The following is a 12,431-nucleotide window of genomic DNA, read 5'->3' on the forward strand; positions in this document are numbered from 1 at the left end:
GCACGCCGCAAAGCGGTTACGGACGCTTGATCGCCGGCCCGAACGCCGCCGCCGGGGCCGCTATTCTTCCTGAAACAAATTGATCTGCTGTTGCGCCAGGTCCTTCGGCGCGTCGAGGCCGAGATGGCGCCAGGCATTGGCCGTCAGCACGCGGCCGCGCGGCGTGCGCTGGATGAAGCCCTGCTGGATCAGGTAGGGCTCGATAATGTCCTCTATGGCGTCGCGCGGCTCGGACAGGCCGGCGGCGATCGTCTCGATGCCGACCGGCCCGCCGCCGAAATTGCGCGCGATCATCGAAAGATATCGGCGGTCGAGCGCATCGAGGCCGAGCGCGTCGACCTCCAGCCGGGTCAAGGCCTCGTCGGCGATCAAGCTGTCCACATGACCATCGCCGGCGACCGAAGCGAAATCGCGCACGCGGCGCAACAGCCGGCCGGCGATGCGCGGCGTGCCTCGCGCGCGCCGCGCAATCTCCAGCGCGCCGTCGTCGCCGAGCGGCATTTGCAGGATGCGTGCGCCGCGCCGCACGATCTGCTCCAGTTCCTCGACCGTGTAGAAGTTGAGCCGCACCGGGATGCCGAAGCGGTCGCGCAGCGGATTGGTGAGCAGGCCGAGCCGCGTGGTGGCGGCGACCAGGGTGAAACGGGCAAGGTCGATCTTGACCGAGCGCGCCGCCGGCCCCTCGCCGATGATCAGGTCGAGCTGGAAATCCTCCATCGCCGGATAGAGGATCTCTTCCACCGCAGGATTCAGCCTGTGGATCTCGTCGATGAACAGGACGTCGCCTTCTTCGAGATTGGTCAAGAGTGCAGCGAGATCGCCGGCCTTTGCGATGACCGGTCCGGAGGTTGAGCGGAAGTTGACGCCGAGCTCGCGCGCCATGATTTGCGCCAGCGTCGTCTTGCCTAGACCTGGCGGCCCGACGAACAGCACATGATCGAGCGCTTCCTTGCGCCCCTTGGCGGCCTCGATGAACACTTTGAGGTTGGCCCGGACCGCCGCCTGGCCGACGAAATCGTCGAGCGTCTGCGGCCGCAAACTCTGATCGGCATCCTCGCCGCGTTTTTCCGGAGCGATCAGACGGGGGGAAAGGCTCATGCCGCCTTCCTTGCATATGGCCGGGAACCGGACAAGCGTGCGCTCACCGCGCCAGTTCCTTGAGCCCGAAGCGAATCAGCTTCGACGCGTCCGCCTCCTCGCCAGCCGTCTTCAGTGCCGCCGCCACTGCATTGGCGGCGGTGTCGCGGGAATAGCCGAGATTGACTAGGGCCGAGACCGCGTCTGTGATCGGCGCGGCTGCCACGCCTTCGCCGAGCTCCTGCTTCAAGCCGATCGTGCCCGACGCGGCACCGGCATAGGCCGGCGCCTTGTTTTTCAATTCGGTAACGATGCGCTCGGCCACCTTCTTGCCGACGCCCGGCGCCCGGGAAACCATGGCGATGTCGCGCAACGCGATCGCGTTGGCAAGGTCGGCCGGCGCCAGTGTCGACAGGATGGCCAGCGCCACCTTGGCGCCGACGCCCTGCACATTGCTCATCAACAGCCGGAACCATTCGCGCTCCAGCACCGACTGGAAGCCGTAGAGCCGGATCATGTCCTCGCGCACATAGGTCTCGATGAACAGCACCACCGCTTCGCCGGGCGAAGGCAGCGCGGCAAGCGTGCGCGCCGAGCAGTAGGCGACGTAGCCGACGCCATGCACGTCGACCAGGCAATGATCCTCGTCGATCTCGTCGAGCATACCCTTGAGCTTGCCGATCATGCCAAATCTTTCATGGAAGATAGGCCCTCATGGGTGCGTTTCAGGAGAAATGATGTCAAGGTCCGGGAAATAACTGCGATAACGCGCGGCGTCGCGCGTCAAAAGACGATGTCCGGCAACGGTCGCATGAGCGCCAATAAAGAAGTCCGGCAAGGTTCGTTCGCGGATTCCACCAGCACGGCGATAACGGGAATGCGTCACACCTGCAAGGAAGGCCGCATCCCAGGGCAGAAACTCGCGATCGATCTCGAGCATGTCGACCGCTTTTCGAAGCGCTGCCTCCGAGGCGATCAGCGGCGCCAATTCAGACCAGATGATCGTATTGACCACCAAGTCGCCGTCGCGGCGGCATGAGGCGATTGCAGACGCCGACCATTTTGTCAGCGGTCCGGCCGGCCCCCAAACGTCGATCAGGACATTTGTGTCAATCAACGTCGAGATCTTCACGCGGCCCCCTCAGCCACTCCATATACTCGTCGGTCGTCATGCCACCCAGATCCAACGTCCCCTCCATCCGGTCAAGGACATTACTGAACCTGCGCAATTTCTCCTCCTCGGGGAGATTCTCGTTGACGGCCACAAGCCGAGCACCCTCATCGGTGGCCACGAATTCCACCTCGGAGCCCGGGCGGATACCCAGGTGATCCCTTATCTGTTTGGGGATCGTGACTTGGCCTTTGGTGGTGACGCGCATGGTAATACCTCAAAGTATTACCTACGACAGACAAGGGAACAAGTCAAGAACATCGTCAACCGGCAAGTGCCATCCGATAGGCGACGCTTTGCCGGTGATGCGCATGGCAAATGGCTATGGCGAGCGCGTCGGCGGCATGTTCGGTGTCGAAGGTCGCTTTCGGCAGCAGCACCTTCACCATCATGTGGATCTGCTTCTTGTCGCCATGGCCGACGCCGATCACCGCCTTCTTGACGGCATTGGGTGCATATTCGGCAACGACCAGGCCGGCGCGTGCCGGCACCAGCATGGCGATGCCGCGCGCCTGGCCAAGCTTCAGCGTCGCCACCGCATCCTTGTTGACGAAGGTCTGTTCGACGGCCGCCTCATGCGGCATGGCCGTATGCAGGATTTCAGCCAACCCGTCATGCAGCTGGCACAGCCGCGTCGCCAGCGCCGCCTTGTCTTCGGAACGCACCGTGCCGGACGCGACGAAGCGCAGCGAATTGCCGAGGCTTTCGACAATACCCCAGCCGGTGCGCCTGAGCCCCGGATCGATACCGATGATGCGAATCGCGTCCCTCATCCGGTTACTCTATGTCCCGGAGACAGCGATGCCAGCGAAATGTGAACAAACCGGAAACAGTAACGCGCTGACCGGGAACGTTCCAGAATAGTTCAGTTTCGGGCGAAAGCCGTGTTGAGCAGGCTGATCTGGTCCGAGACCGGATTGGGCCGGCGGCTCATGGGCTGCATGTCGACCACCGCGCCGGCGCCGTAGATCTCCTCGTCCATGCGGCGCACCAGTGCCTGCAGGCGCAGCGACCGGTTGACGAGGTCGAGGAAATCCTTGGGCAGTTCGGCCCAGCCGGCCGCCTCGTCATGGGCGGAGGCGGTGTCGAGGCGCACCTTGGACTTTTCCGATGCGACCTGGTCGCGGGTCATCTCGCCGGAATTCGCGGCGCGCTGCAGAAGCAGCCACGAGGCGACCTGCATCAGCCTGGTGGTCAGCCGCATCGATTCGGCCGCATAGAGCGTGGCCGCCAGCCGCGACAGCTTCTTGGCCTCGGCCCGGCCCTTGCCGTCGAGATACTCCGCCGCCTGTTCGACTAGCCCCATGCCTTCCTGGTAGAGCGGTTTGAAGGAGTGCGAAAAGACCCGACGTTCCGCCAGCTTGACGGTTTTCGCGCTGCCCTTCGAAGGCTCGTTCATCGATACGCCCCTGCACTTGCAACCGGCCGATTCGGCTTACTGCCGATACACCCGGAACCCTACATAACTGAAGCTTGAAAATGCGCTTCGTCCGGGGTGAAGGCAAGCACATGTTTAACAGAAGGTTAACGTGATCCGGTGCGGACCGTGTCGCTGGAAAGCGGACAAAAAAAGAGCCGCGGATAAGGCGGCTCTCAGGAGTTTAACAGGGAGGCGTCAAACAAAGTGGCTCCAACCACTCGGTAAGAATCCAGATCACTGGATGCGCATAGTAAACGCCTGTAAAGCTTAATGAATCCTTAACGACGCCGATGTTTTTTGAGCGAACCCCGCGCCACTGTGCCGTAACAGCACAGTTCCTGAAGGATGTGCCGAGCCTCGGCTCAGGCCGTTTTCCAAACCGCCGGCAAGGCGATGAAGGCAAACAGCAGCAAGGCCGCGTAGAAACCCATCGAAGACGCCGCCACCAGCGGTTCGATCGCGGCATTGCCGCCAAGCAGGAAGTAGAGCCCGATCAAAAGGCCGATGCCGCTGATTGCGGTCAGCCAGAAGTGAACGACGGCAACCGTCTTCTGTCCTACCGCCGGAAACAGGTGATAGAAGAAGGCGAAGACCGCCGACATCAGCCAGCCAGCGACCATCGTATGGGCGTGGGTCGGCATCTGGCCATGGTCCTGGCTGATCGCCATGTACAGGCCGAGCGCCATGCCGCACAGCGCATAGATAACGGCCAGCGTGAAGAAATTCCGTGCTACCCCTTGCATATCTTTCCCCCGAGTTGCCTTTCCCGTGTTCGGGAAAGGGTTGATCGTCAGGCGATTGCTCTCGCCACCGGGCTCCCGGCGCGGGCGCACTAGCATCGGCACTGTTTCTGGACGATGTCGCGCCCCCGGACGCCCCTCATAATAGCAGAAAACCGAATGGCGCGCTCGCAATATCAGTGGCTCCTTACGTTAGCCGGCACTTGAAACAGAACTGGTTTTTTCACGACATCGTTCCGAAACAGGCGCGGCGATAAACGCTTGGCCATCGAAGCGGCAGGCGAGGATTCGCTCCTTCCGCTACATCAGGCGCCGGGGAGAAGCATGGACTGGTATTCGATCGTTAAATTGCTGCACATTCTTTCGGCGACCCTATGGGTCGGCGGCGGTTTCGCGCTGATGGTGCTGGCGACGCTCGCCGATCGGTCGGGAAACATCCAGGGAACGCTGCAGGCAATGCGGGCTACGGGCGAATTGGGAAACCGCTTCTTCGCGCCGATGTCGATGCTGACATTGGCCTTCGGGCTAATCATGTGCTGGTTCTGGGTCGGCTTCTCGCAACTGTGGATCCTGATCGGCCTTGCCGGCTACGCCACCACCTTTTCAATCGGCATGTTCGTCTTCAAGCCGAGCGCCGACCACATGGGCGCGATGATCGCCAGGGATGGCGTGACGCCGGCCGCCCTTGCCTCTGGCCAGCGCATCTTGCGGGCGGCGCGCTTCGACTATGCGGTAATGCTGATCATCATCGCCGACATGGTGCTGAAGCCGACCATCGACGACTTCACGGTCCTTGCCGCCATGGGGCTTGTGTTGGCGGCTGGCGCCACCCTGGCGCTCGGCCGACCAAGGCGCATGGTGCCGAGCGTCGCCTGAGGCAGGCGAAAACGGTCCCGGCTACATCAGGCCGGCGATCCCGTCCCACAGAAGCTTCACCGCGACGACGGCCACCGTCGCATAGGTGAAGGGATAGAAGATCTCCGGACGCATGCGGCGCACCAGCCAGGCGCCGGCGATGGTGGATAGCGGCGCCAGCGGCATCAGCACCGCCGACGCGGTCAGATTGGTGCTGTCGAACTGGCCGAGCGCGAAATAGGGAACGAGCTTCAGCGCGTTGGTGGCGGCAAAGAAGATCGCCGCCGTGCCGGACAACACCTTCGGGTCGAGCCGGATCGGCAGCGCGTAGACCTGAAAGGGCGGGCCGCCGACATGGGCGACGAAGCTGGTGAAGCCGGCGACCGTGCCCCAGAGGGCCGCGGCGACGCGGTTGGGCTGCGCCGCATGGTCGGCGCCGTGGCGGTACTTCAGATAGAGCCAGCGCAGCACGAAAATGATGGCGACGGCGCCGACGATCAGCCGCACGGCCTCCTCGGTGACCAGTGCGGCCGTCAGCCAACCGAGACCGATACCGATCACCGCGCCGGGCATCATGTCGACCAGCATCTTCCTGTTATAGACGCCCCACCATGTCCATACCGAAACGATGTCCATCAGGCATAGGATGGGCAGCAGGATGGCCGCCGCTTGCACCGGCGGCATGGTCAGCGCCATCAGCGGCACGCCGACGAAACCGACCGCGCCGCCAAATCCGCCCTTGGACAGGCCGACCAGAATGACCGCCGGGACGGCGGCCGCATAGAACCACGGATCGGAAAGCAGGCCTGACATGGAGGAGGGACTGGTCTGGAGGGAAAGCGAGTCAACGCCTGAATAGCCCAGATTCCCGAGCGGAGCGACAGCAAATGTGGGCGTCGCCACAGCAAGGCCGGCCCATTCTGCTCTGCCTATCGCCGGGCCGAGACCAGCAGGAACATCGGCCGCTCGAGCTCTTCCGCCAGTTCGGGCTTGGCCGCGATCTGCGCGTCGGTCGGACGGAATTCCTCGACATGCTCGATGGTGAAGCCGCACCGGATCAGGGTGTTGAGCGTGGTGCCAATGGTGCGGTGATGTTTCACAACTCCCTTGGCCAGCCAGTCCGTCTTGCGCGGTCCCTCCACCAGATACCGGTCGACGGGCCATGTCTTGCGGCCTTCGGCATCGACAGACCAGCCGGGATGGGTCGGAGCCATATAGATCGGATGCTCCGTCGAGAAGACGAAATGCCCGCCGGGGACCAGGCACCGGTGCACGGTCTGGAACAGGCGCGCGGCATCGCTGACATAGTGCAGGGCAAGCGAGCTGTAGGCGAGATCGAAAGCCGTCGGCGGCAGGCTGAGTTCATCGAGATCGGCGCGCTCGTAGACGATGCCGGCGTCCGGGCCGGCGGCACGCGCCCGGGCGAGCATCTTTTCCGACAGGTCGAGACCCAGAACCTCCTTGGCCCCGTGTTCAAGAGCCCAGCGGCAGAACCAGCCGAAGCCGCAACCGAGATCGACGATTCGCAAGCCGCTGACGTCGGGAAGCATCGCGCGCAGCGCCGGCCATTCGGCGGCGCCCTCCAGCCCTTCGACGGACCGGCCGAGTTGGCTGTAGCCTGCGAAGAAGTCCGGCTGATCATAGACATTCTGCGCCATGTTCTTTCCTCGTTGTTCATATGCCTGACTGGCGGAGCCGCCACGCATTTCCACCACCGCCAAGCAGAGTCAAGAAACGCGGACCGGTCATGCGCCGAGCGGTGGCGGCCGCCGCCGGATCGGCTGCGCCTTGATGATGGCGGTGCTGGTCTCGGCCTTGTCGGCGATCCGATCGAGGATGCCGTCGAGGTCGCCGATCGAACGCACGAACAGCCTGGCGACGAAGCAGTCGTCCCCCGTCACCTTGTCGCATTCGCCGAATTCGGCGATCTCCTCGATCAGCTTCTGGACGATGTGCAGCTTGCCCGGCAGCGGCTTGATGCGCACGATCGCCTGCAAGGTATAGCCGAGCGCCAGCGGGTCTATCTCGACGGTGAAAGCCCTGATCACGCCGCGCTCCTCGAGCCGCCGCAGCCGCTCCGAAACGCTCGGCGACGACAGCCCGACCTGGCCGGCCAGCTCCTTCAGTGAAGTCCGCGCATCCTTCACCAGGATTTCGAGGAGACGTCGGTCGAGATCGTCAAGCATTTCACATTCTCAGGATTTCCGGGTATTTGCCTATTTTTAATAGGCAAAAACCAGCATGTCACCTTTCTCGCTGGATGGAAAGCCCAGGATCAGCATGAGATTATGCACGCTCAATGATCTGGAGATTTGTCGTGAGCGATACAGCACGTGGGACGATCGAAATGTCCGCCGCAATGGCGATCCTGGGAACGATCGGATGGTTCGTCGTCCTGTCCGGCCAGCCTATCATGGATGTGGTGTTCTGGCGCTGCGCTTTCGGCGCGGTGACGCTGCTCTTCATCTGCGCCGGCCTCGGCCTGTTGCGCAACAGGCCGTCGCTTCGCGTTTTCGCCATCGCGGCCCTCGGTGGCGCAGCTATCGTCGTCAACTGGCTGCTGCTGTTTAGTGCATTCTCGCGCGCGTCGATCTCGATCGCCACCGCTGTCTACAATACCCAGCCTTTCATGCTGGTCGGCTTCGGCGCGCTCTTCTTGGGCGAGCGGCTGACCCTGACGAAATTGACTTGGCTGGCAATCGCCTTCGCCGGCATGGTGCTGATCGTCGAGGCCGCCCCTGACGCCGGCGATATCGGCACCAACTATTTCGCCGGCATCGTCATGGCGCTGGCCGCTGCCTTCTTCTGGGCCGTCGCCGCCATCGTCACCAAGAAGCTCAAGCGCACGCCGCCGCATCTCATCGCGCTCGTCCAGGTCTGCGTCGGCGTGTTGATGCTGGCGCCCTTCGCCAATCTCTCGCATCTTCCGACCGACGCAAGAAGCTGGGCCATGCTGGCGACGCTCGGCATCGTCCACACCGGTCTGATGTACATCCTGATGTACGGCGCCATCCAGAAGCTGCCGACGCACCTGCAGGGGTCGCTGTCCTTCATCTACCCGATCGTTGCGATCCTGGTCGACGTCACGGCATTCGGCCATCGCCTGCATCTCAGCCAACTCGTCGGCGCCGCCGCCATCCTGATCGCGGCCGCCGGCATGAATCTCGGCTGGACATTGTGGAAGCCAAGGCCTGCCGCGGCAGGTGCGCAACCGATCGAGTAACGCCAATCGCCGGCGCTTCGGCGGTCAAAAATAGCGATCCCGCCTGCCCGCCTGTTCAAAGCGGGCACTTTGCTCTATGCCGCAATCCAACCATCTTCGCCCGGCATAGGCGAAACCCGGGATCGAAGACCATGAACGACGCAACGCCCCCCAATCGCTGCCGCATCGTGCTGATCGCGCCATCTGGCGTGCCGGCCGCCCGTATCGTCTCGGCCTTCGAGGGCGGCGACGTCGCCTCGCTCATCCTGCCGCAGAACGACATGGACGAAGCTTCCTTCCAGGCCTTCGCCGCCGAAATCGTACCGGCGGCACAGGCGGCCGGCATCGCGGTCGTCATTGCCGGCGATACGCGCATCGCCGGGCGTGTCCAGGCCGACGGCATTCATGTCGAGGTCTCCAAGGCCGAGCTCGCCGAGACGGTCGAGCATTTCCAGGCAAAAATGATGGTCGGCGCCGGCGGCGCCAAGACGCGTGATGACGCGCTCGAACTCGGCGAAGTCAGGCCCGACTATATTTTCTTCGGCCGCTTCGGCTACGACAACAAGCCCGATCCGCATCCGCGCAACCTGGCGCTGGGACAATGGTGGGCGCAGATGATTCAGATCCCCTGCATTGTCATGGCCGGATCGGAGCTCGCTTCGATCGAAACCGTCGCAGATACGGGCGCCGAGTTCGTCGCCCTGTCGAGTGCGGTGTTCGCCGACGGCGTCGATCCCAAGGCGGCGATCGCGCGGGCCAATGCGCTGCTCGACGAAACCGCACCGCGTTTCGAGGACTGACGTGTCTTCGGCAAGGCTTCCCCTTCAGGCCCTGCTTGCTGCGGTCATGATCCAGGCCGCTGCCGCCGAAACGATTCCTTCGCCGCACCCTAAGCCGGATGCCGGCGTGCATACCGACAAGCCGATCGAAAAGCAGTTGCCGCAGCCCGCCACCACCGCCGAGCCAGCGCCATTGCCTTCGGCCGACGCGATCAATCCCGACCGCTTCGGCGCCAAGCCGGCGGATGCGGCCTACGGGGCTTTCCAGCGCGGACTCTACAAGACCGCCTACAACCTCGCGCTGGTGCGGGCGCAAAACGGCGACCCGGCGGCGCAGACGCTGGTGGCCGAGATCCTGTCGCGCGGACTGGGCGTGCCCCTCAATGCGGCCGAAGCGGCGAAATGGTACGCAGCCGCCGCCGAGCAAGGGGTGCCGGAATCGCAGTTCCAATATGCGCTGATGCTGCTCGACGGCCGCTACGTCAAAAAAGACGAAAAGGAAGCCTATGCGCTGATGCAGGCCGCCGCCGAAGCGGGCAACCGGCTGGCACAATTCAATTTCGCGCAGATGCTGGTCCAGCAGGACCCCGGCGACGCCGGCATCGCCAAGGCCGTGACCTATTACGAGCGCGCCGCGGCGACCGGCCTCGCCGACGCCCAGTATGCGATGTCACAGATCTATGCCAACGGCGTCGGCGGCAAATCGCGCGACGACGCCCAGGCCCGGCGCCTGCTGGCTCAGGCCGCGCGGCAAAACTATGACACCGCGCAACTCGACCTCGCCACCTGGATGATCGAGGGCCGCGGCGGCGGGCGTGATTTGAAATCCGCCTTCGGCTGGATGAAGCAGGCCGCCGAAGGCGGCAATGTCGCCGCCCAGAACCGCCTGGCGAAACTCTATATGCAAGGCATCGGCACCGAGCCGGACCTCGTGCTTGCCGGCGCCTGGTACATCGTCGCCCGCCGCGCCGGCCTCATCGACCCCGAGATGGACGATTTCCTGCAAGGATTGAGCGACGACCAGACCAAGCAGGCACTGCAGAAGGCAAACCGCCTGCCCTGACGCGATCAGCGGAAATCCAGCGGAAGTCATCGCGCGATGCTCGTCGAGGCAAGTGACCTCGATCTTTCCATGCAGATGGCTATCATGCGGTCGTCGCAGATCCGTCGGCTGGCAAAAGTCTTCGATATCATTACCGAAGCGGTCGCCGCGGTTTCGATGAGAGCGGTTGAGGGTTTATATCGCGGCATCGCTTCTCCAAGGAGGCAATGAAATGGCTTCGCCCGACAAACGATGCACGCATGGCAGCTTCATCCTCGAGGTAACGCCAAGCGCCGAAGGTTGCGAGGAGTGCCTGAAGACGGGTTCCTGGTGGGTGCATCTGCGGCTGTGCCGCACCTGTGGCCATGTCGGCTGCTGCGACAGTTCTCCGAACCGTCACGCCACCGGCCACTACCGGGCGACCCGCCATCCGGTCATCGAGGCCTACGACCCGCCCGAGACCTGGGGCTGGTGCTATGTCGACGAGGTCATGCTCGATTTCTCGCAGGACAAGACACCGCAACGCGGCACCATTATGCGCTTCGATTGAGCCGCGACCACGGGACGCCCGATCAGCGCCAGCTTGCCTCTTCCGGCGATTTGTGGTCTTGGAGGCCCGAAATCGCTGTCTTGCGAACATCTCATTCCCGGATCACATCATCATGGCCAAGATCAACGGCAACGAAATCCGTCCCGGCTACGTCATCGAGCACGATGGCGGCCTGTGGGTGGCCGTCAAGACCAACACGGTCAAGCCGGGCAAGGGCGGCGCCTACAACCAGGTCGAACTGAAGAACCTCATCAACGGCACAAAGCTGAACGAGCGCTTCCGTTCGGCAGAGACGGTCGAGCAGATCCGGCTCGATCTCAAGGATTTTTCCTTCCTCTACGAGCAGGGCGACGCCCTGGTGTTCATGGACACCGAGAGCTACGAGCAGCTCGAGCTGGCGAAGGACTTCGTCGGAGACCGCGCCGCTTTCCTGCAGGACGGCATGATGGTGACGGTCCAGCTCTACGAGGAAAGGCCTATCGGCATTTCGCTCCCCGACCAGGTAACGCTGACCATCACCGAAGCGGACCCGGTGGTAAGGGGCCAGACGGCGGCCTCTTCCTACAAGCCCGCGGTGTTGGAAAACGGCATTCGCGTGCTGGTGCCGCCCTTCATCGGCGCGGGGGAACGCATCGTCGTCGACACCAATGAAATCACTTATATGCGCCGCGCCGACTGATGCATGTCGCCCAGAGGTGGCCCAGGTTTCGGGTCACCGACATGCATCAGGACAAAGGTTAAAGCGCGGGCAGCAGGAAGAGTTACGATGGCACGCTCAGCCCTTCTCAACGTCATGGTCCAGGCCGCAATGAAGGCCGGCCGCTCGCTGTCGCGCGATTTCGGCGAGGTCCAGAACCTGCAGGTCTCGATGAAGGGACCGGGCGACTATGTCAGCCAGGCCGACCGCAAGGCCGAGGATATTGTCTTTGCCGAACTGTCGAAGGCGCGGCCCGGTTACGGCTTCCTGATGGAAGAGCGCGGCACGATCGCCGGCGATGACAGCCAGCACCGCTGGATCGTCGATCCGCTCGACGGCACCACCAATTTCCTGCACGGCATTCCGCTTTTCGCTGTCTCGATCGCGCTCGAGCGCCAGGGCCAGATCGTGGCCGGCGTGATCTACAATCCGGCCATGGACGAGCTCTATACGACCGAGCGCGGCGGCGGCGCCTTCATGAACGACCGCCGCCTGCGTGTCGCCGGCCGCACCAAGCTCATCGACACCGTCATAGGCTGCGGGGTGCCGCATCTGGGGCGTGGCCAGCATGGCAATTTCCTGATCGAGTTACGCAATGTCATGGCCGAGGTTTCCGGCGTCCGGCGCCTGGGTTCGGCCTCGCTCGATCTCGCTTACGTCGCCGCCGGCCGCATGGACGGATTCTGGGAGATCGGCCTGTCGCCCTGGGACATCGCAGCCGGCCTGTTGCTGATCCGTGAAGCAGGAGGGTTCGCCTCCGACATGGACGGCGGCCAGGACATGCTCGACAACGGTTCGGTCGTCGCCGGCAACGAGATCATCCAGCGCGCCCTCCTGAAGGCCGTGAAAAAGCCGCTCGCTGCCCGCTGAAGCAATTCCGGGAGAAGTGCGGAGCGGC

General features: G+C 63.4%; 18 protein-coding genes. 8 read left to right on the forward strand and 10 right to left on the reverse strand.

From position 1 onward, the window contains the following. Nucleotides 1-60: 60 nt before the first annotated feature. The 7 genes from ruvB to FJ942_RS25920 form a co-directional block, all read right to left on the reverse strand. Entirely contained in the window at nucleotides 61-1,098 is a 1,038-nt protein-coding gene (gene ruvB / locus FJ942_RS25890) for a Holliday junction branch migration DNA helicase RuvB (RefSeq protein WP_140654796.1), read from the reverse strand. Between the two features lie 43 nt (nucleotides 1,099-1,141). Continuing rightward, on the reverse strand, nucleotides 1,142-1,762 hold the full coding sequence (gene ruvA, locus FJ942_RS25895) for a Holliday junction branch migration protein RuvA (protein ID WP_140566844.1): 621 nt from the start codon (nucleotides 1,760-1,762) through the stop codon (nucleotides 1,142-1,144). 27 nt (nucleotides 1,763-1,789) lie between these two features. Next, complete coding sequence (locus FJ942_RS25900; RefSeq protein ID WP_140493214.1) at nucleotides 1,790-2,209, reverse strand: type II toxin-antitoxin system VapC family toxin; 420 nt, start codon at nucleotides 2,207-2,209, stop codon at nucleotides 1,790-1,792. Continuing rightward, complete coding sequence (locus FJ942_RS25905; protein ID WP_140493211.1) at nucleotides 2,187-2,456, reverse strand: AbrB/MazE/SpoVT family DNA-binding domain-containing protein; 270 nt, start codon at nucleotides 2,454-2,456, stop codon at nucleotides 2,187-2,189. The genes FJ942_RS25900 and FJ942_RS25905 overlap by 23 nt, the downstream gene beginning before the upstream one ends. A 55-nt stretch (nucleotides 2,457-2,511) precedes the next feature. Beyond that, nucleotides 2,512-3,021 (reverse strand): crossover junction endodeoxyribonuclease RuvC, encoded by a 510-nt coding sequence (ruvC, locus tag FJ942_RS25910; RefSeq protein WP_140560793.1) that lies wholly within the window; start codon nucleotides 3,019-3,021, stop codon nucleotides 2,512-2,514. Nucleotides 3,022-3,113: 92 nt separating this feature from the next. Continuing rightward, nucleotides 3,114-3,647 carry a DUF1465 family protein gene (locus tag FJ942_RS25915; RefSeq protein WP_140493205.1) on the reverse strand — a complete coding sequence of 178 codons (534 nt, stop codon included), beginning with the start codon at nucleotides 3,645-3,647 and terminating at the stop codon, nucleotides 3,114-3,116. Between the two features lie 383 nt (nucleotides 3,648-4,030). Further along, nucleotides 4,031-4,411: a cbb3-type cytochrome c oxidase subunit I gene (locus FJ942_RS25920; RefSeq protein WP_140550847.1), complete on the reverse strand. Its 381-nt coding sequence runs from the start codon at nucleotides 4,409-4,411 to the stop codon at nucleotides 4,031-4,033. Between the two features lie 321 nt (nucleotides 4,412-4,732). Between FJ942_RS25920 and FJ942_RS25925 the strand changes: the two genes are divergently transcribed. Then, nucleotides 4,733-5,284 carry a DUF2269 family protein gene (locus FJ942_RS25925; RefSeq protein ID WP_140525046.1) on the forward strand — a complete coding sequence of 184 codons (552 nt, stop codon included), beginning with the start codon at nucleotides 4,733-4,735 and terminating at the stop codon, nucleotides 5,282-5,284. Nucleotides 5,285-5,305: 21 nt separating this feature from the next. On the opposite strand, the gene FJ942_RS25930 is transcribed toward FJ942_RS25925, so the two are convergent. The 3 genes from FJ942_RS25930 to FJ942_RS25940 all read right to left on the reverse strand — a co-directional run bounded on the left by FJ942_RS25930 (nucleotide 5,306) and on the right by FJ942_RS25940 (nucleotide 7,449). Then, on the reverse strand, nucleotides 5,306-6,076 hold the full coding sequence (locus tag FJ942_RS25930; RefSeq protein ID WP_140493196.1) for a sulfite exporter TauE/SafE family protein: 771 nt from the start codon (nucleotides 6,074-6,076) through the stop codon (nucleotides 5,306-5,308). 116 nt (nucleotides 6,077-6,192) lie between these two features. Continuing rightward, nucleotides 6,193-6,921 (reverse strand): class I SAM-dependent methyltransferase, encoded by a 729-nt coding sequence (locus FJ942_RS25935; RefSeq protein ID WP_140517552.1) that lies wholly within the window; start codon nucleotides 6,919-6,921, stop codon nucleotides 6,193-6,195. Between the two features lie 87 nt (nucleotides 6,922-7,008). Then, complete coding sequence (locus FJ942_RS25940; protein ID WP_140517551.1) at nucleotides 7,009-7,449, reverse strand: Lrp/AsnC family transcriptional regulator; 441 nt, start codon at nucleotides 7,447-7,449, stop codon at nucleotides 7,009-7,011. 131 nt (nucleotides 7,450-7,580) lie between these two features. Here FJ942_RS25940 and FJ942_RS25945 point away from each other — a divergent pair, with 131 nt between their 5' ends. From FJ942_RS25945 to FJ942_RS25970, 7 genes are all read left to right on the forward strand, one after another. Then, nucleotides 7,581-8,486, forward strand: a complete 906-nt coding sequence (locus FJ942_RS25945; RefSeq protein WP_140899387.1) for a DMT family transporter — start codon at nucleotides 7,581-7,583, stop codon at nucleotides 8,484-8,486. A 131-nt stretch (nucleotides 8,487-8,617) separates the two neighbouring features. Continuing rightward, nucleotides 8,618-9,265 carry a thiamine phosphate synthase gene (locus FJ942_RS25950; protein WP_140566831.1) on the forward strand — a complete coding sequence of 216 codons (648 nt, stop codon included), beginning with the start codon at nucleotides 8,618-8,620 and terminating at the stop codon, nucleotides 9,263-9,265. Nucleotide 9,266: 1 nt separating this feature from the next. Next, entirely contained in the window at nucleotides 9,267-10,307 is a 1,041-nt protein-coding gene (locus FJ942_RS25955; protein ID WP_140517548.1) for a tetratricopeptide repeat protein, read from the forward strand. 36 nt (nucleotides 10,308-10,343) lie between these two features. Next, nucleotides 10,344-10,517 (forward strand): hypothetical protein, encoded by a 174-nt coding sequence (locus tag FJ942_RS28635; protein WP_181165380.1) that lies wholly within the window; start codon nucleotides 10,344-10,346, stop codon nucleotides 10,515-10,517. A 1-nt stretch (nucleotide 10,518) separates the two neighbouring features. Then, complete coding sequence (locus FJ942_RS25960) at nucleotides 10,519-10,836, forward strand: UBP-type zinc finger domain-containing protein (RefSeq protein WP_140899389.1); 318 nt, start codon at nucleotides 10,519-10,521, stop codon at nucleotides 10,834-10,836. Between the two features lie 112 nt (nucleotides 10,837-10,948). Beyond that, a complete protein-coding gene (efp, locus tag FJ942_RS25965) occupies nucleotides 10,949-11,515 on the forward strand; it encodes an elongation factor P (protein WP_140493174.1) in 567 nt (188 codons plus the stop codon). Nucleotides 11,516-11,602: 87 nt separating this feature from the next. Continuing rightward, complete coding sequence (locus FJ942_RS25970; protein ID WP_140899391.1) at nucleotides 11,603-12,403, forward strand: inositol monophosphatase family protein; 801 nt, start codon at nucleotides 11,603-11,605, stop codon at nucleotides 12,401-12,403. Nucleotides 12,404-12,431 lie beyond the last annotated feature (28 nt).

Origin of the sequence: Mesorhizobium sp. B2-4-2 (assembly GCF_006442845.1) — a bacterium.
In the GTDB taxonomy this organism is placed as follows: Bacteria; Pseudomonadota; Alphaproteobacteria; order Rhizobiales; family Rhizobiaceae; genus Mesorhizobium.

Excerpts from the sequence above, each read along its gene's own strand:
- ruvB (WP_140654796.1), bottom strand. The coding sequence starts at position 1,098 with ATGAGCCTTTCCCCCCGTCTGATCGCTCCGGAAAAACGCGGCGAGGAT.
- ruvA (WP_140566844.1), bottom strand. The coding sequence starts at position 1,762 with ATGATCGGCAAGCTCAAGGGTATGCTCGACGAGATCGACGAGGATCAT.
- FJ942_RS25905 (WP_140493211.1), bottom strand. The coding sequence starts at position 2,456 with ATGCGCGTCACCACCAAAGGCCAAGTCACGATCCCCAAACAGATAAGG.
- ruvC (WP_140560793.1), bottom strand. The coding sequence starts at position 3,021 with ATGAGGGACGCGATTCGCATCATCGGTATCGATCCGGGGCTCAGGCGC.
- FJ942_RS25915 (WP_140493205.1), bottom strand. The coding sequence starts at position 3,647 with ATGAACGAGCCTTCGAAGGGCAGCGCGAAAACCGTCAAGCTGGCGGAA.
- FJ942_RS25920 (WP_140550847.1), bottom strand. The coding sequence starts at position 4,411 with ATGCAAGGGGTAGCACGGAATTTCTTCACGCTGGCCGTTATCTATGCG.
- FJ942_RS25925 (WP_140525046.1), top strand. The coding sequence starts at position 4,733 with ATGGACTGGTATTCGATCGTTAAATTGCTGCACATTCTTTCGGCGACC.
- FJ942_RS25930 (WP_140493196.1), bottom strand. The coding sequence starts at position 6,076 with ATGTCAGGCCTGCTTTCCGATCCGTGGTTCTATGCGGCCGCCGTCCCG.
- FJ942_RS25935 (WP_140517552.1), bottom strand. The coding sequence starts at position 6,921 with ATGGCGCAGAATGTCTATGATCAGCCGGACTTCTTCGCAGGCTACAGC.
- FJ942_RS25940 (WP_140517551.1), bottom strand. The coding sequence starts at position 7,449 with ATGCTTGACGATCTCGACCGACGTCTCCTCGAAATCCTGGTGAAGGAT.
- FJ942_RS25950 (WP_140566831.1), top strand. The coding sequence starts at position 8,618 with ATGAACGACGCAACGCCCCCCAATCGCTGCCGCATCGTGCTGATCGCG.
- FJ942_RS28635 (WP_181165380.1), top strand. The coding sequence starts at position 10,344 with ATGCTCGTCGAGGCAAGTGACCTCGATCTTTCCATGCAGATGGCTATC.
- FJ942_RS25960 (WP_140899389.1), top strand. The coding sequence starts at position 10,519 with ATGGCTTCGCCCGACAAACGATGCACGCATGGCAGCTTCATCCTCGAG.
- efp (WP_140493174.1), top strand. The coding sequence starts at position 10,949 with ATGGCCAAGATCAACGGCAACGAAATCCGTCCCGGCTACGTCATCGAG.
- FJ942_RS25970 (WP_140899391.1), top strand. The coding sequence starts at position 11,603 with ATGGCACGCTCAGCCCTTCTCAACGTCATGGTCCAGGCCGCAATGAAG.